An 18,870-nucleotide genomic window follows, 5' to 3' on the forward strand; every position below is an offset into this window, starting at 1 on the left:
TTAATTGAGCCGGTGATGCATTTAGATGGTCAGCATTACGAAGGGGAATCGGGTGGGAGGGTTCGAATTTTTGGAGGCGGTCGCCTCGCGCGTTGCCGTGCCTCTGGACGGCAAGTCCGAACAGGGCTGGATGAATCGGCCGGTCCGCATCGACACGCCACCAACCACTGTGCGGAGCGCTAACCGGGTGACAGCGGTGATCGGCCGCAACGGTACCGGCAAATCCCACATGCTCGCGTCCATAGTGGAGACATTCGTCAAGCTGGAGGCGCTTCAGGAAGGACGGTTGCGCGTGCGGGGCGGCCTGCCACTCGAGCGACTGCGATGGCGCTTTGGGAGCGACGAGTTTCTCGTCACCTCCAGCGACGGCCGACATCGCGTGGAGGTAAACGGTCGCGAGGTAGTCGGAACGCGACCAACGTTACCATCGCGCCTGGTGGCACTCACAATTACTCCATTCGACAAATTTCCGGTGACAAGGACCACCACTGACGCGACGAAGACCGTCTATCGCTACCTCGGCCTGCGCGACCGCACGGGACGTGCGTCGATGGAGAACTTATTGTTCAGGTCGTTGGCGGGCCTGTTCGAATCCTCTGACAACGAGGCGCTCAAGCGAGCTCGAATCAGCCGAGCCTTCGACTTCCTGGGACTCAAGTCGAGGCTAACCATCGTCTATCGGATGCGCATCGCGCGCGAGGTGATGCGGGCGGCAAACGCCGAAGAGCCGATCGCAAACGCTGAGGTTATTCGCGACAAGACCCGACTGCGGCGGGTCCATGAAGCGATCGAGCGTGGCGAACTGGACGAGTACAAGCTCGCTGCAGCGCTCCGCCGTGCCGGCCGCATCGCGCAGGGAGATCGCATCCGGCTGGATGCATCTTTCGAGGGAGGCAGCGGGCGGAGTGACGACTTCGATGCGCTCCTGCCGCTCCGCATGGTCGGCTTCGTTCAGTTGAGCGCAGTGGAGGTCGAGCATACGGATGGACCGGTTACGGACCTCAAACGGGCCAGTTCAGGGCAGCTCAGTATGGCGACCGCTATTCTTGCGCTTGCGGCGGTCATGCGGGACGACAGTCTTGTACTAATCGACGAGCCGGAGTTGAGTCTCCATCCAGAGTGGCAGGTCCGATACATTAGCTTACTGCTTGAGACGTTCTCGTCCTATCGAGGATGTCATTTCGTTATTGCTACGCATTCTCCGCTGGTCGTCGCGGAGCTTCCGGCGAACGCAACCCTCGTATCTCTTGACGACCCGGACGTACCTTCGGCTCCCGAACTCGCAGGCCAGTCGTCCGACGTACTCCTCGCTGAGGCGTTCGGCTTGCCTGAGCGGAACAACCTTCACCTACGCGATCTTCTCGTCTCCGCCTTGCGTGCGGCCGCGGACGGCGAAGCCGGTAGCGATAGGTTCAGGGGTCAAGTCGAGCACCTCGAAAAGGTGACGGCCCGGCTACCACCAAGCGATGGTATCCGCGTCGTCCTACGAAGCTTGTCGGATACGGCCAGCGCTGCTTCAAACGAGGCCCCCCTTGAAGCCGGTTGAATACTCGGGCGCGAACGCGGCCATCGTGAATGCCTTCGACGGCAGCGCCCCCGCGGACCAGTCAGGGGCCTACTGGTCCGCAGAAGAGATTAAACCGGTCAAGAGTGCGATTAAAACGCACTACATCGCAGAGCAAAACAGGCGCTGCTGCTACTGCGACCGTGATCTCGCAACAGACCACCACGGTGTATGGGATTGCGAACACGTCATTCCAAAGAAGACGCATCCACAATGGCTATTTAAACCACAAAATCTTGCCGCAGCCTGCAAAGACTGCAATCAGGCGAAGGGTGATGATCCCGTTTTAAAGAACAAATCCCGAGTGAGTTTCCCTGTAAATTCTTCAGATTATACTATTGTTCATCCACACTTTGATAAATACCACGAACACATTCGTTGGATTGGGCTGGTTCCGCGGCCGAATGGGTCGGAAAAGGGAAAGTTGACAATCTACATGTGCGATCTGCTTAGATTCGCGGCATCGGAGGCAGGCATGAAGTCGAGCCCCGCAGATAAGCGCTACGATCAGTTGGTCGGCGACCTTTTGGCCCGCCCCGGCCCGGACGATGCGCGGATGATCCTTGCGGCGCTGAGTGCCGACCTCGAAGCGCGCGCGACTAAGGTCGCCGCGACAGTCGAGGTAGCAGAATCTTTTGACGAGAATGCAGGCGCGACTTCAGGCGCTTGATGCACCCGTCACAGATTGGCTCGCGCAACGTTATTCGAAATTTGTTGCCGCCTATTGCTGCTGCCCTTGAGCTGCGTTTCGCTTTGGATCTATGCGTAGTCGGTCCCCGCCTGCTGGTTCCGCAGCACCGCGGTCATCATCCGCGTGGCCGTCGCGTTGAACGCGGCCCGGAAATCGAAGCTGGCCTCGACGCCGGCCGGTCCTTCGATCGGCGTCTTGGCGAGCGCCAGATATACCTCGTGGAGCGTGATCGTCAGGCTGCGGTTGGCATCGATGGTGAAGGCCATAGCGAATTCCGCCGATGTACCAGCCTGCGCCTGGGCGAGCAGCGTGGTGTTCTCGAAGCGCACGGTGATCTGGCCCGTGCAGCGCGCAATACCGGGATCCACGCCCTCGACGCGGCGATCGGCGCGGATGGTGCGCACCGCCTCCATGCCATTGGCGTAGGTGAGCCGTGCGCCGGTGACCTGCGCCAGGGCCACGGTGCTGCGCGTAATACTGCCCTGGGCCTTGTTGAAGGCGGTGTAGGCCGCGCTGGTTGGTGTGCCACCTGACGTGGCGCCGGTGCGCACGGAGCCCTGACCCATGAGCCCGAAGGTCGCCGTTGCCGCGCCGGTCGGGGTGAAGTCCAGTTCCAGCGTGTCGGCGCGGACGCCGGTGCAGACGTCGAAGCTCGGCACATCCGGGTAGCCGATCTCCATCGCGTTGCTGGGCAGCGAGGCCGCGCCCGAGGCGAAGGTGTGGATGAAGTTCGTTGTGCCGGTGGTGGTCGGCGCGCCGAGCAGCAGCCGCAGCCAGTGCCCGATGTTGATCAGATCGACCGGCACTACGGCCTGGCCGGCGACCGTCACGGTGTCGAGGAAGGGGGCCGCCGGATCCCGGTTGCTGCCCACGCCGATGACATCGGCATCCAGCAGCGGCTGCTCGGCGCCGAGATCGCAGGACAGGAAGGGCATGCGCCGCCAGTTGCTGCCGGGGGCGGTGCCATAGGTGGTCTCGGGCAGCATGAGCAGGCGGCAATTCGCGCCGATGGCACGGGGCATGGGCGTTCTCCTGGAATGGGATCAGGCCAGCGGCGAGCCGGCGACGGTGAACCAGAGGGTGACGGGAATGGCGGCGGCCCGCGCCGCGGCCGCGCCTTCGAACTCGACATCTTCGAATGACGCGCTGCCGGGCTGTGCCCACTCCACAGCGCCGCCGAGCGTGCGGTTGGCGGTGATCGCCGCGGCGACATCCACCAGCAGCGCGTCGAGCAGAGTGTTGCGCGAAGCCGGTGTGGCACCGGCGACGGTGATCTCGACCTCCGCACGATGCTCGATCTGCCAGGCCAGCGGGGAGAGGATGGGCTTCTCCTCCACCGTCTCGCCATCGCGGACGACGATCAGTCCGCCAGTGGGGATGCGCTGCGGGATTGTCTCGCCGCGCAGCACGGTCGGCGCCGGATTTCGGACGGCCAGCGACGTCACAAGCCGACTGTGCAGCGCCGCGATGGCAGTCTCGCGCGCGCTCATGCTGCCCGTCCGCTCTCGCGTTCCCAGGCCGCCACGAAGCGGCCCGGCAGGCGTCGTAGGCCGCGCTCGGCGGCGCCGCGCACGTCGAGCCGCTTGGCGAGCTTCACCTGGGGCAGCAGCAGGAACATCGGCACCATCCCCTGCGCGAGCAGCCCGCGGGCCCAGGCCTCGCGACCCCTGCGATTGGCGGTGCCCACCTCGGTCACGCCACCCGCCACCAGCCGGGTCCGCCGCCGTCGACCGGTCTGCTCCCCCTGGCGCAACGGCAGGCACCAGACGAAGCCGCGACCGGACTTGAAGGGCCGGAGGAACGCCTGGCCGGAGGCGACCATCTGCGTCGGCGTAACCCGCATGCCCTTCTCGCCGCGGCCGCGCCGCCCTCTGGCGGCATTGAAGCCGGTCGGGATGGCCAGGAACTTCCCGCCGCCCTTGGCGCGGATCAGCGCGCCCCGCTCGAAGGCATCGATCACGTTCGGCACCTTGGTGAACACCAGCCCCGCCGGCCGCAGCGACTGCCCGCTCCGCGGGAAGATCATTGACCGCCAGGCATTGGCGATTCCGCGCGCGTTGCCCGAGAGGGCGGTGGTGACCTGCCGGCGCAGTTCGGCCTTCACCTGATCGGTCTCGGCACGGATGGCGGTCATGGCGGCGCGCTCACCGGCCCGCACCTCGTCCGCCAGCACCTTGCGAAGATCACCGACGATGCTGGCACCGAGGCGCATGGATCAGCGCCCGCCGAACTTGCGGCTGAGGATCCGCAGCAGCAGGTCGTGCAGCGCGGCATAGCCGAGCGTCCCGGCCAGCCACGCAACCGCGAAGAGCCACCAGCCATCGAGCTCGAAGGCATGCGCGATGAGCCAGGCACCGGTGCCGAGGCTGCCGCCGGCCAGCGCGTGCAGCAGATAGGCGCGGGTCAGCAGTGGCCGGTCGGTGGACGAGAAGCGGGCCATCGCACCGAGCGCACCCAGGGCGCCGGCGAGCAGCGCCTCGCCGACAATGCCGCCGATGCGTTCGGGGTCGATCATGACGGGCGCTCCTATCGGCGGCAGAAGACGCGCCAGGCGATGCCGGCGGCGTCGCGCTCGGCGTGCTGGACGGTCAGGGTGTCGGCGCCGAGGGTGAAGGTGTCGTCGGCCTCGACTGCGGGCAGCACGGCGATGGCGACGGTCAGGACATCGCTGGCCTGAATGACGCTGGTGCCGAAGGCATCGCCGAGCCGGTCCGGCACCGAGCGCACCACGCGGAGTAGGACCGGCGCTCCGGTCCCGCCCGCGCGGTACGTCGCATCCGCGCCGATGTTCGGATCCGCGGCCAGCGCGTCCATAGCCGCGGCGAAGGCGCTCACGCTGGCTGCCGCAGCCGCCAGGCGAGCACGCCGACCACCGCGGCGGCGATGACCGCGATGGCGACGGCCGGCGCCAGCGTGCCCAGCGCCTGGATGGCTGGTGCCGCCTGCGCCACCGCGGTGGCGATGCCCGCTGCGCCCACGAGGACCGCACCACGCCCGGTGCCGGTGATGGCTGCCACCTCCCGCAACGTCACCGGCGGCGCGGGCGGGACCCCGGCCAGGGTGAGCGCGCGGTCGATCACCGCGGCCGGATAGGTCAGGCCAGCGCATTCATGGTGAATGATGGCCTCGACCAGCGGGCGCAGGTGATCGTGCCGATGCAGGTCGATCGCCTCGTCCGGCCCCACGCCGATCCGCCGCGCCACCACCGCGATATAGGCCGCGGTGTCATTCTCCACCTTGGGCGCCCAGCGCTCGATGATCGCGCGTGGCGTGCGCAGCTTGTGCCGGTCCTGATAGGTGACCAGCAGCGCCGCAAGCGCCCGGATGCCGAATTCATGGCTGGTGAAGCGGCAGAAGCGTCCGTCCGCGGGTGGGTCGGCGAGGCCCTGCCATTTGTTGGCCGGGACATGCTCGATGTTGCCGGGATTGCGGTTGCGATAGCCCCGCGTGGCCTTCGGATCGATGCTCACGTGCCGATCGCCGGCACGCGGTTGAGCCAGACGCGGACGGTGGTGTCCGCGGCCAGCGCCGCCAGGCTGGCGATGCCGACCTGGAAATTGCCCGTGGCGGTGGTGGTGATGCGCCGGTTGGTGTTGTCCCAGAAGACCCGGGCGCCGGCGGTGATGGCGAGTGCCGGCTCCTTGGTGATATCGAACACACCCTGGGTGGCGGCCTCGATGATGGCGTTCTGCGCGCCATCGACGGCGGCGACGCCGAAGAGTGCGCCGACCAGGACGCCCTGGCCGGAGAGGATGCCGCCCGCGTAGGGGACGGCGATGGCCAGGCTGTTGCCCGGCTGGACGTAGTTGCGCATGGGGATGGGAGCTCCAGAAACGCAGAAGGCGCCCGGTGGGGCGCCCTCTGCATAGGTTCACGATGGAAGGAGGAGCCGGGATCAGGTGCCCGGGTTGAACCAGGCGCCGCGCCAGTCGATGGCGCCGACCCCGAAGTCGAAGATCACCGAGACCTCGACGCCATCCACGCCCTGGACGTTGCCGGTGGTGACCTGCGGCCCCTCAGCACCGTTGAGGTAGCCGTAGACGTAGACCGGCGCCGCGAAGGGATCGGAGAACAGGTACCAGCGGTTGGCGGGGATCAGCGGCTCGACCAGCGGCTGGACGAAGCCGGCATAGACGTTCGCGTTCGAGGTCTGCGTCGCGGCGACGCTAACCGTCAGCTGCCGCGCCGCGAGCTCCTGGTTCGGCCCGACCAGCAGGCGCATCTGCGCGCCCACCGCGATGGGCAGGCCGTCGAGCGTCCGCTGCCGCATCACTGCGGCACGGCCGAGCGCCAGGTTCGGCAGGTCGAGCAGCGTGCCGGCGCCGGCCTTGTTGGCGCGGGCCGCGGCCGTCCCGAAGACCGCGGCATTGCCGGTGATGAGCGTCGGGCCATCGCCGTTGGCGCTGTTCACCAGCGCATAGGCCGTGGCGTTCTCGAAATCGGCGACGCGTCGGCCGATCATGGAGGCGAAGTCGGTGAAGGCGCCGAGGTCGTCGTTGACCAGCATCTGCCGCGTCACACGGATGCGGCGCGCGAAGGTCTGCAGGAACACGAGCTCCTGGCTTTCCGACATCGTGCCGGCCTGGATCTCGCCATTCTCGGACAGCGCCACGAGGTTGGGGAAATCCCCCACGCGCAGGTGGCGGTGCGGCTTGAAGTCCCGAAAATCGCGGCGGAGGAACAGCGTGCGATAGGTCGGCTGCGCCGGGGCATAGGCCGCGAGCAGCATCTTGTTGGCCGCGGCCGAGAGCAGGGCCGGGAAGTCGCTGGTGGTGTGGAAGGCGCGCTCGGCCAGGATGGTCGGGTTGCGGGGGATGTTCCGCTCGCCGCGGGCGCGGAGCAGTTCGCCCATCATGTCGGAGGGGCGCCAGCCCATGAATTCGACGTGGCGGCCGGCGCCGGGGCCCGTGCTGGGCGCCTGGTAGCCGGGCATGGAGCGGGCGGCGAGCGCCTCGGCCATGGCGTCGAGCAGGCTGGCCGGGTCGTCCTGGCCGGGGCCGGTCTCCGGGCGCGCCGGCAGGGAGGGGCGCGGCGCGCTCTGGGCGAAGGCGTCCCAGAGGCGACCGCGCAGCACCTCGGGCGAGATGCGGTCGCGGATGGCGGCCTCGCGCATGGCATCGAGCATGTCGGGGGTCACCAGGCCGCGGGCGGCGGCCAGCACCGGCTCATAGGCGGCGATCCGCTCGACGGCGGCGCGGTCCGCCTCGGCGCGGATGGCCTCGAGATCGGGCGGGGTCGGCGCGGCGCGGGTGGGTTCCGGCGGGGCGGTGGTGGTCACGGGGCTCTCCTGGTGCGGGGTGCTGGGCGGCGCGGGCGGCGCCGGCGCGGGATCCGGCGAAGCCGGCGTCGTCTCGGGCATGGGTGGTTCCTCGGGGATGGTCAGGGCGGGTTCGATGGCGGTGGCGGGGGTGCCCTGATCCCCCTCGCCACGGATCACGGCCAAGCCGTCCACCGGCACCGGCACGATCGAGATCTCGTAGGGCTCCCAATCCACGGCACGGTGGATCGTCTGGCCGGTGGCGGCATCGGGCCGGGGTTCGTAGCGATGCACCCGGTAGCCAACGCTCACAGATTGCAGCGTGCCATCGGCCACGCGCTGCCAGACCGGCTCGACGTCGTCGGCGCCGCTGAACTGGAGCGTGGCGTAGCCGCGACCGGCCTCGAGGCGGGCCGCGGTGACACGGCCCAGGACATCGCGGGTGCCGGCGCGGCGGTGGGTGTCCAGCACCGGCGCGCGGCCCGAGCGCAGCGCGCCCATGCGCACCGCCTCCGGCCGCATGTCGAGCTCCTCGATGATGGGACCGAGCGGGGGCACGAAGTTCCGCGCGCGGGCGCCGGTGGACCACACCACCTCGACGGTGCGCGCGGCACGGTCGACGGTAACGGGCGCGGCCAGGGCGCGGCAGGCGGCGATCGACTGCCCAGCGATGGGCAGTCGATCGAGCAATGGCGTGGCCTCCGGTGCAGGGGAGCCCCCGCCCAGGTCGATCGGCTCTGTCATGGGATGCTCCTGGGGCGGCGCCTTACGGCGCGGCGAAGCCCTGCGCGTTGACGTAGACCTGCGCGCCGGTGGTGATGCAGGCGACGTTCATCGCCGTGGCCGCGGTGCCGCGCAGCGGCGTCGGGAAGGTGATCTCGACCGGCGCCGGCATCGCTGCCGCCAGCAACTGCCGCCAGATCACCGTCGCCCCATCCTTGATCACCACCTCGGTCGCCACCGTCGGATGCGCGTTGCGGAGGTCGATCGAGGTCACGTAGTTGCGGATGCCGGCCGCAGCCGCCGCCCGGAGCACCACGTCGGTGGTAGTGATGATCCCGCCCGCCGCGGCCGCGGTCTGCCAGTCGGCCTCGGGGATGGCGTAGGGCTTGGTGACCAGCGCGCCGATTAGCGTCGCCAGCAGATCCACACCACGCGCTGTCGTGACGGCAATCGGGTTGGCCGAGTAGCCAGTGGCGGCCAGCACCGGCACGGCGCCGGCCGTGTTGCGCGCCTGGCCACCCACCGGCGTGACCGCCGGCGGGATGGTGCTGAGCACGTTCACGCCCAGCCCCTGGCCAGCGACCGACTGGCCGCGGCCGGCGGTGATCTCCGTCGTCAGCTCGGCATAGTCGGCGATGGTGACGAACTGGACCCTGATGTCGGTGTTCGAGGCCGGCGCCAGGTTACGGCTGACCGAGGCCCAGCCGGTGTTCAGATAGGCGCCGGTGAAGGTTGATCCCACCAGGTCAAAGCTGTTCGCGTCGATGACCGTGATGGTGAAGCTGCCATTCGCCCCGGGCACGCCCGACACGTCCGCCACCGTGACCACATCGTTCGTCGCGAAGCCATGAGCGGCGCGGGTGATGCGCACTGCGCCGCCGCCGTTGTTGGCCACCGCCGAGATGCCGTTGATGACCTGCCGGTTCCGCACCCGGACCCGGAACCGATACAACGCATTCGGCTCGGGAATCTGCTGGTGGCGAACATAGGAGTTCGAGCGCGCTGCCGTGGTGTCGAGCAGCCGGCCGTGGAAGTAGCACTCGTCGTTGGTCGGCTCGATCTCCAGCACGGACCAGCCCGCGGGCGCCGTGGTGGGAATGGTGCTGCCGGAGGCGCTGCCGAGGCGCGGGGCGCCCTCGCTGCCCACCTCGTAGTTGGCGAGCGTTGGGCTGGCGCCATCCAGCCGCCAGGCCGCGGCGCTGCGCCCATCCGGCTGGGCGGTGGTGGGATCGATGCTGACGAGCTCGAGCCACACCGACTGGCCGACGATGCGCTGGCTCATGTTCACCGCCACCATGACCCGGAGCGGGATGGTGAAGGTGGTGCGGCTGGTGAGCGTCAGCTCATCGTCGAGCGTGGTGCCGGTGGAGATGGTCACCGCGCCGTCGGCGACGGTGTGGGTGATGCCGCCGCCGGTGGCCGCGATCTCCCACCGCGCCGGGTTGATCTCGGTGCCGTTGAAGCTGTCGCGGAACTTCTTCTGCATGCTCTTGATCTTGAGCATGTCGTCGGTCCAGTCGTACGCGCCTGCGATCATGGGGATGCTCCTGGATTGGGGGCAGCGCCCGCATCCGCACGCGGCGAAGCAGCGCCGGTGGCGGCGATCTCGATAGCGGCGAGCTGGGCCGCATCCTGTGCGGCGCCGGACTTCGCGACGCGGCGCGGATCGCTGTCGAGCGAGAGGCCGGCCTCGTCGAGCAGGGCATTGGCCTCGCGGATCATCTCGACCACCTGGCGGAAGTCGTAGCCGAAGGCGCCGACCGCCTCGGGCTGCGGCACGAAGCCGGCGCGCACTTGCGCGATGAGGGCCGTGGTGTCCTTGAGCGGGTCGATCATCTCGTGCGCCGGCGGGACGTGGGACAGGCCGTCGGGCACCTCCGCGCCCCACAGCCCGAGCAGCGCGCCCTGGGCGTGGAAGCGATCCGCAATCGGCCGCACCAGCATCGGGATCAGCATGCCGTACTGGACCTGCTCGCAGAGGCGGCGGAACTCGATTTTGCCGGCGCGAAGGCTGGAGTAGTTCGCCTGGGTGAGATCACCGGCCACCTGGTCGTAGGTCAGGCCGGTGCCGACCGCCGACGCCTCCAGCGCGCGCCGCGCGAAGGCGGCGTGGCTGCCGCCGCCGGACGGATTCACCACCTCGACGCTGCCCATGCCGCGGCGATAGAGAATCATACCCGGCTCGAAGCTCTCGACCGTGCGGCCCTGGGCATCGCGCAGCAGGCCCGACGCCGGACCGGTCATGGCGTCGTCGCCATCCTCGGAAACCACCGCAGCGAGGCAGGCCTCGATCTTAGCCTTCATCAGCAGCGCGGCCTCGTAATCGCCGAGATCGCGCAGCCGCGTTAGCACCGGCGCCAGCCACGAGACGTCGCGCAGCTGGCCGGGCCGACGCTTGCGGTAGATGTGCAGTACGTCGCGAGCCGGGACGCGCTGGCTGCTGAGCCAGGTGGCACCCCCCGGCAGCACCCAGGACGCGCCGGGATGCACGCGGTGCAGCCAGTACCCGACCGGCTCCCCGGCCTCGCCGAGGCCGATGCCCTGCAGGGTGGGGACGCCGTCGATGACGCCCTGGCGGGCGGCGTCGAGATGGTCGCTCTCCAGGACCTGGAGGCGGAGACCGATCGGATTCGCTGGCGTGATGTCGGCCGGCAGCATGCGGACGAAGCACTCGCCGCTCTCGACCACGGCGCGCATCACCAGGGCCTGGAGGCCATAGAGGTCGAGCCGGCCCTCGGCGTCACACGCCGTGCTGTCGGACCAGCGGCGCCAGGCCTCGGCGTGGGCCTTGTCGGGCCAGCGGGTGGTGATGCCGGCGCCGACGGCATTGCCAGTCCAGAGATCGACGATGCGGGCGGCGTAGGGGTCGTTGCGCACGGCGTCGCGGGCCCGGCGCGCCACGGTGGGTGCGGCGGCACCAACCTCGGCGGTGGCGCTGCTGCCGGACGCGGCCCAGGAGGAGGCACGGCTGTCCTGCGCCGCGGCATAGCCGCGCAGCGCGTGCCATGCATCACGAAGGCGCCCCATCACCTGCTTCCCTCGCGAGAGAAGCTGGCGAGTGTGACGCTGGGCTGGCGGGCCGCAGTGTTCTCGGCGGCGTGAAGGACGGACAGGGCGCGGCCGAGCTCGTCCAGAGAGCGGTACTCCACCGTGCGCCCGTCGAAGGTCACGCGCGTGGTGCCGCCGGTGAAGGCGGCCGCCAGCACGGCGGCGCGCGTGCCAGCAGGCTGCGCCAGTGCCCAAGCGAGGACGATCGGGTGCATGGTCGTCCTCCTCTCAGCGAAGCCAGCCGGTGCGTGGCGTGAGCCAACCGCGCGGGCGCTGGGTGTCGGGCCCCGATGCCGGGGCAGTCAGGGACGGCGGTGGTGGGGGAGCGACATTCCCAGCGGAGGGAACCTCGCTCGGCCGCAGCGGCGCATCTGCCGCCTCATCCCGCAGCCGCGCCCAGAACTGCTCGCCATAACGATCGGCGCCGAGCAGCCAGAGTGCGGCGCGGGCCAGCACGGCGCAGTCCAGCGCCTCGTTCCGCTCGCGCAGCTTGGCCCATTCCTGCCGCGCAAAGCCGCGGCGATCCTTGGTGGTGCGCAGCTGCTCGGCGACCAGCTGCTTGATCCATTCGACGTCGATCGCGCGCGGCAGATGCACCCAACCGGGTGGCCATTCCTCCGCGTCGCCCCGGCCGAGCCAGAGGCGGCGATAGAGATCGGCCTTCCAGGTCGAGACGGACACGGTCCAGAGTTTCAGGCCGCGGCGCAGCTTCTGGCCGTTGACCAGCGCATCCACCGGCGTCGGGCCCTGCACGGGCTGCGCCCGGTTCCACCCGTCGATGCCCTTGGTCGGCGCGATCCGCGGATCCCGCAGGCGCCGGAGGTGGCCATACACGGCGGCGGTGTCGCGGCCGCCTGTGTCGACGCAGAGCCGGGCAATGCGCATCGCACCGCCGCCATGGCGTGGCCAGTCTCGCGCCAGCACCCGGGCCAACTCATCCCAGGGCTCGCGATCCCTCGGGCTGCCTGCAATCACCACGTGGTCCACGAGCCAGGACGAGAAGCCCTCCGCCCAGCCCCAGACGTCGCATTCCAGGCGATCGTCCTGCACGTCGACGCCCGCGGTGAGGACCAGCGCACCAGGCGGGACCACGCCCATGGCGAAATCCTCGCGGCGCTCGACGAGCCGCTCCCAATCCGGCGCCTCGCCCTGCTCCTGCCAGGTCTCGCCCAGGACCGTGTTCTTGAAGGTCTTGATGTCCTCGGGCTTGCCCTGGGCGGCCTCCCAATCCCGCGCGATCTGCTCCCAGGACAGCCACCCCACCGGGGAGTACAGCGCAGAGATATGGAAGCCGATGGTGTGCGGGTCCTGGCCCTCGGCCGTCGCGCGCCATTCCCCGCCGCCAAGCATGGCGGTCTTGTCGTGCTCCTGCATGGGGTGGTCGCAGGCGGTGCAGTGGTACCGCGCCGTCTCGGGCGCTCCCTTCTCCCAGAGCAGGCGCTCAAAGCGCAGCCACTGCATCTCCCCACACGCCGTGCACGGCACGAAGAAGCGCCGCTGGTCGGAGGCCAGGTACTCCCGCTCGATGCGGCTGCGCCCGGCGATCGTGGGCGTGCTGACCAGGAAGGCCTTGCGGCGCCAGCCGAAAGTGCGTGCCCGGGCCTCGGCTAGCGCGATCGGGTCACCCTCGCCGGCGACGTCGCCGGGATAGGCATCCACCTCGTCGAGGAACAGGAACCGCGCCGTCATCGAGCGCAGCCCGACTGCGCTGTTCGCCCCGGTCAGCACCAGGATGCCGCCGGGGAATTCCTTCGACAGCATGGTGTTGCCGCTGTCGCGGGCCCGGGCCGGCGCCACCCGCTCCCGCAGCGCCGGCGTTTCCTCCAGCAGCGGGTCGATGCGTTGGCGCGAGAAGCGCTTGGCCAGTTCCACGGTGGGCTGCACCGCCAGCGCGGGCGCCGGCACGTGGTGCATGATGTAGCCGAGCCAGTTGTTCCCGCTTTCGGTCGCGCCCACCTGCGCGCCCTTCATGAACACGACACGCCGGGCGGGATGCACCGCCGACAGCGCGTCCATCACGTCCTTCAGGTACGGCGTGCGGCTGGTGCGCCAGGGGCCGGGCTCGGCCGAAGCGCGGCTGCCGAGCATGCGATGGCGCTCGGCCCATTCCGAGACGGTGAGCTGCGGCGGCGGGCGAAGCATGGCACCGACACGCCGGCGCACATGCTCACGGCTGCGGAGACCGGTCCCCTCCGAGGCCTGCTGGATCGAAGCGATCGGCCGCCTCCGTCAGCAGGTCGTTGATGTGGCTCTGCAGGATGGTCTGCAGCAGATGCGGGTCGACGCTGATCTCGGCGGCGATCAGGCCGGAGACGCGCGCTGGCCAATTCAGCAGCGCGTCGCGCATCGTGCTGCCGATCTCGTCAAGTGCGGCATTGGCCTCGGTGACGTCGAGCAGGCGGCGCTTGGTCTCATCCAGCGAAAGCCGCTGCGCCTCCACCTTCAGCGCGAGCTGCGCCACCTTCAGCCGGGCGAAGGGCGTGCCTTCGGCGCCGGCACCACTGGCCAGGGGCGAGCGGACGGGATCGGCGGTCTCCACGAGGCGGCGGCGGGTCTTGTCGATGTCCCAACTGCCGTCCGGCTCGCGGGCGATGCGGCCGGACCGTTCGGCCTTGTGCATCGCGGTGTCGCTCAGCCCGATCCGGCGGGCGGCCTCACGGGTCGACGCGGTCAGCTCGGGCATGGCGGCGACCTCCCGCCGCGCGTGATGGCGATGCCGGCCTTGTCAGAGGGGACGAAGGGCGCTCTGGCGGGCGCCTTCAAAGGCGGTGATGGCAGCGGGCCAATTCAGCGTGGCCTCGTCCCCAAGCATCTGCACTGGCGCGAGGGTCACGCGGCGACGCGACCAATAGTTGCCGTCCAGCGTGGCAAGCCAACCCGCCAACCCCTGGGCGGAGAGCGCCGCGGCGGCGGCTTCGACTTCCGCCTCACTCGGCGGTGCGGCGCGGCCCATCGTCACGTGGCGGCCGTCCTGCGCTAAGATGATCCAGCGGCGTTCGGAGGGCATCAGCCCTCCTCCTTCTCGGTCTGCCAGGTGGCGTAGTCCACCGTGGCAAAGATCCCGCGCCCGTCGCTGGCGGTGCAGACCTGAATGGTGGCGCGGCCCACGCTGTCGGTGCTGCGCGGCGCGGTGGCGAGAAGCTGCTGCCAGGCGGCGCGGTCCTGCGGGCCTTCGGCAGTCTGGTGCGGGAGGATGGTGGTGATCATCGTCGTCTCCGTCTGGCGGGGCGGGGTGCCCTGCGCGTGACGGACGATTCGCGCTGTGTCGGAGCGCAGCCAACTCGATAAGGCGCCGGGAATCTGGATGATCCCCGGCGCTTCCGATCATGTTCAGGGGCGTGGCTGAGATGCTTCACTCCGCCAGAGCGTAGATGGTGAAGGAGCCCTTCGCGCCCGTCTTGTTCGGGCCGACCATCCGCTCGCGCGACTTCACCTCGACCGCGTGGCCCTTCTTCTTCAGCCCGGCGAAGAAGCCGCGGACCGTGTGCTGCGCCCAGCCCGTCGCCTCGGCGATCTGCGCGACCGTGGCGCCCTCTGGGCGGCGCAGCATGGCCAGCACCTGCTCCTGCTTCGTGCCCTCGCGCGGCTTGCGCGGCGCGGCGGGATCCCGCGCGACGCGGGCGGGCTTGCCGGCGAGCAGGGTGCGCAGGGCCTCCATCGGCGCGTCGAGGGCGCCGATCATGTCGCCCTCGCGGTTGGCCTCGTCATCCCAGGCGGCGAGCACCGCCGCGGCAGCGTCGCGCAGGCTGGTGCGCGGCGCGGCGGCGCGTGCCGCGAGGGCCTGGTCCAGCATCGCGATCTCCTCCGTCAGGGGCGCGGCCTGGGCGGCTTCGGCGACCTTGGCGTCCTGTGTCGCGGGCTCCGCGGCGGGCGCCACCGTGGGCGCCGTGTCGGGCACGCTGCCCTCGATGCCCGAGCAGTCGGGCTCGCCGGCCACCGCGTCGCCCTCGTTCGGGTCGATGCCGATGGCGCGCAGCCCCTCGTCGGTGATGCGCGCCACGATCCAGGTGCCGTCCTCATCCTGGCGCCAGCCGAGCCCGACATGCTCCCGCGGAGCGTTGATCTCGGTGAGCAGGTTGTTCTTGATCAGGCTGCGGAACACCGCGTTGCGGGCGGCAGCCGGGAGGTGCTTCGGCGCGCGGGCGAGGCCCATCTCGTGCTGCGCGGCGGCGCTGAGGATCACGCGCTGGCTGTCGGAAAGCTTGGTCATCGTGGTGGTCTCCGGTTCCGGGCGCCGGTCATCGGCCCCTACTGCCGGGAGCCCCGCCGGCGCTGCCGGTCGGGGCGGTGCGGGAGTGGTCCGCGTCAGGCTGCGTGTTCGCCGCGGCGGAAATGCTGGTCCGCGATGTCCTTCAGCTTCGCGGTGGCATCTGAAAGCCAGGCCGCTTCGCCCCAAAGCACCGTCTCGGGGTCCGCGCCGAAATGGTCCGCGCTGGCCTGGACGAGTTCGGCGAGGAGGGCGTCGAATTCCACCTTCTTCGCGAGGAAGGCTGCCAGGCTGTTTTCCTGGTTGCGGGCGGCGCGGGCTTCGCGGTCGGTCATCTTGGTCTCCGTCGTGGTGCAGGGCGGGGTGCTCTGCGTGTGACGGACCATTCGCGCTGTGCCGCGCACGAGCCAAGCAAGATGCAGCGGCGCGGAATTGCTATGTTTCGGCGGTCTGGATCACATCATGATCGACGATGCCGCGTGCCGACGCGACATCAGCGAAGATGCGATCATCGCCCTCCAGCACCGCCACCTCGCCGGTCGTGTCCTGCCAGCGCCGCACGATGACATCGGCATAGGCGGGGTCGATCTCCAGCAGCACGGCACGCCGCCCCGTGCGCTCCGCCGCGATCATCGTTGTGCCTGAGCCGCCAAAGCAGTCCAGCACCGTGTCACGCGGCTTGCTGCTGTTGCGGATGGCCCGCTCGACCAACGCCACCGGCTTCATCGTCGGATGCAGGTCGTTCCGCGCCGGCTTGTCGAAGTGCCAGACATTCCCCTGGTCGCGGGCGCCGCACCAATAATGCTGGCTGCCCTGGCGCCAGCCGTAGAGCATCGCCTCGAACTGCTGGTGGTAGTCGGCGCGGCCGAGCGCGAAAGTGTTCTTGGCCCAGATGATCGTGCTGGACCATTTGCCGCCGGCCTCCTGCCAGACCCGATGCAGCGTCGGCCATTCGGAGGAGGACATGCAGACGTAGCAGGCGCCCTTGGTGACCGAGAGCAGATTGGCCAGTGCAGGGCGGAGGAACTCGGGAAAGCCACCGCCAAGCGCATCATTGGCGATGGTCATCTTCGCCGCCGTGCCGCCCTCGTAGGCGACATTATAGGGCGGATCGACAAAGCCCATATCGGCCAGATGGCCGGCGCCAAGGGCGCGCTGCACGTCGACCAGCTTCGTCGCGTCGCCGCAGAGAAGACGGTGGTCGCCGCAGCGCCAGAGATCGCCGGTGCGCGTGACGGGCACCACGGGCGGCGGCGGTGCGTCATCGGCATCATCGCCAAGTCCAGCGTCGGCAGCTGCCAGCAGCCGGTCCAGTTCCATGCCGGAGAAGCCGAGTACGTCCAGGTCGACCACCGCCTCGTCGCGGATGCGGGCGATCTCGGCGGCCAGCAGCGCCTCGTCCCAGCCGGAGTTCAGGGCAATCTGGTTGTCGGCAAGCCGGAGCGCGCGGGCCTGCGCGGGAGAAAGATGGCCGAGCCGCAGCGCCGGCACGGAGGCGAGCCCGAGCTGCTTTGCCGCCATGACGCGACCATGGCCGGCGATGAGCACGCCCTCGGCGTCGACCAGCACCGGGTTCACAAAGCCGAACTCGGCAATGGAGGCGGCAATCTGCGCCACCTGCGACGGCGAATGCGTGCGCGCGTTCTCGGCATACGGGACCAGCCCCGCCACCGGCAGCGAGGAGACGACGAGATCAGGCTGCATCGGCCGTGACCTCCGTCCGCGCCGCGGCAACGGCGTCGTAGTCGCGGCCATCGTCCGCGAGCGTTACCGGCAGATCGGGGTGCAGCATCCGCCAGCGGGCGATCGCCAGATCCACATAGGCGGGCGCAAGCTCGATCGCGCGCACCCGGCGGTTGGTGCGCTGGCCGGCCAGGATGGTGGTGCCGGAGCCGCCGAAGGGTTCGAACACCACGTCGCCCTCATCGGTGTAGGTGCGCATGAGGAATTCCGGCAGCACCACCGGGAACACCGCGGGGTGCTCGGTCTCGATGCCGCGGCCCTTGTGACGGGTGAGGCGCAGCACGTTGTCAGGGATCCGGAAATCCTGCACCGGCAGGCCGGCATGCTGATATTCCGAGATGGTGCCGTCGGCGGCGCGCAACCCACTGCCCTTGTTCGGCGTGCCGGCCCATTTGCAGGGCACGATCTTGTTCGCCTGGCGGGCCTGGCGGTTGAAGTGGAAGACGAACTCGAAGGCCGGCGCGAGGCGGCCGTTCCAGTCGCCGGGCAAGCCGGGCCCCTGGTCCCAGGTGTAAAGGCCGAACCGGCGCCAACCGCGGGCGCGCATCCAGTCCAGCCAGCCCGACCAGTACGGCTGCCACTCATTGCCGCGATGGATCAGGCCAAGGTTGACCAGCACCTGGCCACCGGGGTGCATCGCCGCGTCGAGATGCTGGAACACGCCCTGCACCAGCGCGTCCCAATCGGTCACGCCACTGGTGGTGTAGTCGCGCTGATTTCCATAGGGCGGCGAGGTGAACAGCAGCGCGGCGCGTTCCTCGCCCATGACGCGCGCGACCGAGGCAGCGTCGGTGCTGTCGCCGCAGAGCAGGCGGTGCTCGCCCAGCAGCCACAGATCGCCGGGGCGGGTGACGGCCTGGCGCGGCGGCTCCGGATCGGCATCGGCGGGGTCTTCCGCCGTCTCCTCCGCATCCGCCGCGCCAATGGCACCGCCCCCCGCGGCCGGATCCGCGGACAGAGCCTCGGGCGCTTCGCCGTGGGACACGGCCTCTGCTGCCGCCGCGAGAATGGCCGCGATTTCGTCGGGTCCAAAGCCGGTGAGTTCCAATTCCACCGCATGGTCCACCCGCAGCCCGGCCAGCGCGTCACGGAGCAGCGCCTGGTCCCAGGTCGCGTTCTCCGCGATGCGATTGTCGGCGAGCCGCAGCGCCTCTTTTTGGGCCACGGACAGGTGCCGCAGCACGATCACCGGCACCTTGGCCATGCCGAGCGCCGATGCCGCCTCGAGGCGGCCGTGCCCCGCGATCAGCACACCGCCCTCATCGACCAGCAGCGGGTTGGTGAAGCCGAAGGCCAGCATGCTGGCCTTGATCTGCTCCAGCTGATCGGCGCTGTGCACGCGGGCATTGCCGGCATGCGGGCGCAGCTCCGCCACCGGACGCAGCAGAATCTTCGCCGCCATCCAGGGGAGCGTCATCGGGCCATCCGGATCTAGGAGTGGGTGCAAACCATGCGGCTCGCGCGTGCAAACCTGGCACGGTATGGTTTGCGGGCGATCTGGCTGATCGCACAGGGAAAAGGCTGCAAACCGCAACCCTGATTTATGGCCTGGCGCTAGCGATGTTGCGCGCTTCCGCCCCCCGCATACAGCGGGGCCAGGAAGGAACCATCGGCTCGAGAGTTACTGTCTTGATCGA

The 18,870-nt window shown here is 69.5% G+C and carries 21 protein-coding genes; 2 read left to right on the forward strand and 19 right to left on the reverse strand.

Going from position 1 to position 18,870, the window contains the following annotated elements; translation table 11 throughout:
• Positions 1–25: 25 nt before the first annotated feature.
• Positions 26–1,546: an ATP-binding protein gene (locus tag LQ222_RS05045; protein WP_230164906.1), complete on the forward strand. Its 1,521-nt coding sequence runs from the start codon at positions 26–28 to the stop codon at positions 1,544–1,546.
• Positions 1,533–2,234 carry an HNH endonuclease gene (locus tag LQ222_RS05050; protein ID WP_230164907.1) on the forward strand — a complete coding sequence of 234 codons (702 nt, stop codon included), beginning with the start codon at positions 1,533–1,535 and terminating at the stop codon, positions 2,232–2,234. Before LQ222_RS05045 ends, LQ222_RS05050 begins: the two co-directional genes overlap by 14 nt.
• An 89-nt stretch (positions 2,235–2,323) precedes the next feature.
• Here LQ222_RS05050 and LQ222_RS05055 read toward each other — a convergent pair whose 3' ends face one another.
• The 19 genes from LQ222_RS05055 to LQ222_RS05145 all read right to left on the reverse strand — a co-directional run bounded on the left by LQ222_RS05055 (position 2,324) and on the right by LQ222_RS05145 (position 18,650).
• A complete protein-coding gene (locus tag LQ222_RS05055) occupies positions 2,324–3,277 on the reverse strand; it encodes a phage tail tube protein (RefSeq protein WP_230164908.1) in 954 nt (317 codons plus the stop codon).
• 21 nt (positions 3,278–3,298) lie between these two features.
• Positions 3,299–3,745, reverse strand: coding sequence for a hypothetical protein (locus LQ222_RS05060; RefSeq protein WP_230164909.1), 447 nt, complete (start codon positions 3,743–3,745; stop codon positions 3,299–3,301).
• The gene (locus LQ222_RS05065) at positions 3,742–4,467 is read right to left on the reverse strand and encodes a DUF6441 family protein (protein WP_230164910.1); all 726 of its coding nucleotides are present in this window, start codon (positions 4,465–4,467) and stop codon (positions 3,742–3,744) included. The genes LQ222_RS05060 and LQ222_RS05065 overlap by 4 nt, the downstream gene beginning before the upstream one ends.
• 3 nt (positions 4,468–4,470) lie before the next feature.
• A complete protein-coding gene (locus LQ222_RS05070; RefSeq protein ID WP_092963389.1) occupies positions 4,471–4,770 on the reverse strand; it encodes a hypothetical protein in 300 nt (99 codons plus the stop codon).
• 11 nt (positions 4,771–4,781) lie between these two features.
• Positions 4,782–5,090, reverse strand: coding sequence for a hypothetical protein (locus LQ222_RS05075; protein ID WP_230164912.1), 309 nt, complete (start codon positions 5,088–5,090; stop codon positions 4,782–4,784).
• The gene (locus tag LQ222_RS05080; protein WP_230164913.1) at positions 5,087–5,725 is read right to left on the reverse strand and encodes a structural protein; all 639 of its coding nucleotides are present in this window, start codon (positions 5,723–5,725) and stop codon (positions 5,087–5,089) included. The genes LQ222_RS05075 and LQ222_RS05080 overlap by 4 nt, the downstream gene beginning before the upstream one ends.
• Positions 5,722–6,069 (reverse strand): DUF2190 family protein, encoded by a 348-nt coding sequence (locus LQ222_RS05085; RefSeq protein ID WP_216840513.1) that lies wholly within the window; start codon positions 6,067–6,069, stop codon positions 5,722–5,724. The genes LQ222_RS05080 and LQ222_RS05085 overlap by 4 nt, the downstream gene beginning before the upstream one ends.
• An 81-nt stretch (positions 6,070–6,150) precedes the next feature.
• Positions 6,151–8,256 carry a prohead protease/major capsid protein fusion protein gene (locus tag LQ222_RS05090; RefSeq protein WP_230164915.1) on the reverse strand — a complete coding sequence of 702 codons (2,106 nt, stop codon included), beginning with the start codon at positions 8,254–8,256 and terminating at the stop codon, positions 6,151–6,153.
• Positions 8,257–8,278: 22 nt separating this feature from the next.
• Positions 8,279–9,772: a ubiquitin-activating E1 FCCH domain-containing protein gene (locus LQ222_RS05095; protein WP_230164916.1), complete on the reverse strand. Its 1,494-nt coding sequence runs from the start codon at positions 9,770–9,772 to the stop codon at positions 8,279–8,281.
• Positions 9,769–11,262, reverse strand: a complete 1,494-nt coding sequence (locus LQ222_RS05100) for a phage portal protein (RefSeq protein ID WP_230164918.1) — start codon at positions 11,260–11,262, stop codon at positions 9,769–9,771. Before LQ222_RS05100 ends, LQ222_RS05095 begins: the two co-directional genes overlap by 4 nt.
• Positions 11,262–11,498, reverse strand: a complete 237-nt coding sequence (locus LQ222_RS05105) for a phage head-tail joining protein (protein ID WP_230164919.1) — start codon at positions 11,496–11,498, stop codon at positions 11,262–11,264. The genes LQ222_RS05100 and LQ222_RS05105 overlap by 1 nt, the downstream gene beginning before the upstream one ends.
• Positions 11,499–11,511: 13 nt before the next feature.
• Positions 11,512–13,425 (reverse strand): phage terminase large subunit family protein, encoded by a 1,914-nt coding sequence (locus tag LQ222_RS05110; protein ID WP_230164920.1) that lies wholly within the window; start codon positions 13,423–13,425, stop codon positions 11,512–11,514.
• 25 nt (positions 13,426–13,450) lie between these two features.
• Entirely contained in the window at positions 13,451–13,966 is a 516-nt protein-coding gene (locus tag LQ222_RS05115) for a hypothetical protein (protein WP_230164921.1), read from the reverse strand.
• A 42-nt stretch (positions 13,967–14,008) separates the two neighbouring features.
• On the reverse strand, positions 14,009–14,290 hold the full coding sequence (locus LQ222_RS05120; RefSeq protein ID WP_230164922.1) for a hypothetical protein: 282 nt from the start codon (positions 14,288–14,290) through the stop codon (positions 14,009–14,011).
• On the reverse strand, positions 14,290–14,490 hold the full coding sequence (locus LQ222_RS05125; RefSeq protein ID WP_230164923.1) for a hypothetical protein: 201 nt from the start codon (positions 14,488–14,490) through the stop codon (positions 14,290–14,292). The genes LQ222_RS05120 and LQ222_RS05125 overlap by 1 nt, the downstream gene beginning before the upstream one ends.
• Before the next feature lie 145 nt (positions 14,491–14,635).
• Positions 14,636–15,493, reverse strand: a complete 858-nt coding sequence (locus tag LQ222_RS05130; RefSeq protein ID WP_230164924.1) for a DUF3489 domain-containing protein — start codon at positions 15,491–15,493, stop codon at positions 14,636–14,638.
• Between the two features lie 95 nt (positions 15,494–15,588).
• Positions 15,589–15,825 carry a hypothetical protein gene (locus LQ222_RS05135; RefSeq protein WP_230164926.1) on the reverse strand — a complete coding sequence of 79 codons (237 nt, stop codon included), beginning with the start codon at positions 15,823–15,825 and terminating at the stop codon, positions 15,589–15,591.
• A 100-nt stretch (positions 15,826–15,925) separates the two neighbouring features.
• The gene (locus LQ222_RS05140) at positions 15,926–17,194 is read right to left on the reverse strand and encodes a site-specific DNA-methyltransferase (RefSeq protein ID WP_230164928.1); all 1,269 of its coding nucleotides are present in this window, start codon (positions 17,192–17,194) and stop codon (positions 15,926–15,928) included.
• On the reverse strand, positions 17,184–18,650 hold the full coding sequence (locus LQ222_RS05145; RefSeq protein ID WP_230164929.1) for a site-specific DNA-methyltransferase: 1,467 nt from the start codon (positions 18,648–18,650) through the stop codon (positions 17,184–17,186). The genes LQ222_RS05140 and LQ222_RS05145 overlap by 11 nt, the downstream gene beginning before the upstream one ends.
• Positions 18,651–18,870: the final 220 nt, after the last annotated feature.

Origin of the sequence: Roseomonas sp. CECT 9278, from assembly GCF_918698155.1 — a bacterium.
GTDB lineage: Bacteria > Pseudomonadota > Alphaproteobacteria > Acetobacterales > Acetobacteraceae > Neoroseomonas.

Coding starts and splice junctions, on each gene's coding strand:
- LQ222_RS05125 (WP_230164923.1), bottom strand. CDS start 14,490: ATGATCACCACCATCCTCCCGCACCAGACTGCCGAAGGCCCGCAGGAC.
- LQ222_RS05120 (WP_230164922.1), bottom strand. CDS start 14,290: ATGCCCTCCGAACGCCGCTGGATCATCTTAGCGCAGGACGGCCGCCAC.
- LQ222_RS05115 (WP_230164921.1), bottom strand. CDS start 13,966: ATGCCCGAGCTGACCGCGTCGACCCGTGAGGCCGCCCGCCGGATCGGG.
- LQ222_RS05090 (WP_230164915.1), bottom strand. CDS start 8,256: ATGACAGAGCCGATCGACCTGGGCGGGGGCTCCCCTGCACCGGAGGCC.
- LQ222_RS05060 (WP_230164909.1), bottom strand. CDS start 3,745: ATGAGCGCGCGCGAGACTGCCATCGCGGCGCTGCACAGTCGGCTTGTG.
- LQ222_RS05100 (WP_230164918.1), bottom strand. CDS start 11,262: ATGGGGCGCCTTCGTGATGCATGGCACGCGCTGCGCGGCTATGCCGCG.
- LQ222_RS05145 (WP_230164929.1), bottom strand. CDS start 18,650: ATGACGCTCCCCTGGATGGCGGCGAAGATTCTGCTGCGTCCGGTGGCG.
- LQ222_RS05085 (WP_216840513.1), bottom strand. CDS start 6,069: ATGCGCAACTACGTCCAGCCGGGCAACAGCCTGGCCATCGCCGTCCCC.
- LQ222_RS05045 (WP_230164906.1), top strand. CDS start 26: ATGGTCAGCATTACGAAGGGGAATCGGGTGGGAGGGTTCGAATTTTTG.
- LQ222_RS05055 (WP_230164908.1), bottom strand. CDS start 3,277: ATGCCCCGTGCCATCGGCGCGAATTGCCGCCTGCTCATGCTGCCCGAG.
- LQ222_RS05140 (WP_230164928.1), bottom strand. CDS start 17,194: ATGCAGCCTGATCTCGTCGTCTCCTCGCTGCCGGTGGCGGGGCTGGTC.
- LQ222_RS05135 (WP_230164926.1), bottom strand. CDS start 15,825: ATGACCGACCGCGAAGCCCGCGCCGCCCGCAACCAGGAAAACAGCCTG.
- LQ222_RS05105 (WP_230164919.1), bottom strand. CDS start 11,498: ATGCACCCGATCGTCCTCGCTTGGGCACTGGCGCAGCCTGCTGGCACG.
- LQ222_RS05070 (WP_092963389.1), bottom strand. CDS start 4,770: ATGATCGACCCCGAACGCATCGGCGGCATTGTCGGCGAGGCGCTGCTC.
- LQ222_RS05130 (WP_230164924.1), bottom strand. CDS start 15,493: ATGACCAAGCTTTCCGACAGCCAGCGCGTGATCCTCAGCGCCGCCGCG.
- LQ222_RS05110 (WP_230164920.1), bottom strand. CDS start 13,425: ATGCTTCGCCCGCCGCCGCAGCTCACCGTCTCGGAATGGGCCGAGCGC.
- LQ222_RS05065 (WP_230164910.1), bottom strand. CDS start 4,467: ATGCGCCTCGGTGCCAGCATCGTCGGTGATCTTCGCAAGGTGCTGGCG.
- LQ222_RS05095 (WP_230164916.1), bottom strand. CDS start 9,772: ATGATCGCAGGCGCGTACGACTGGACCGACGACATGCTCAAGATCAAG.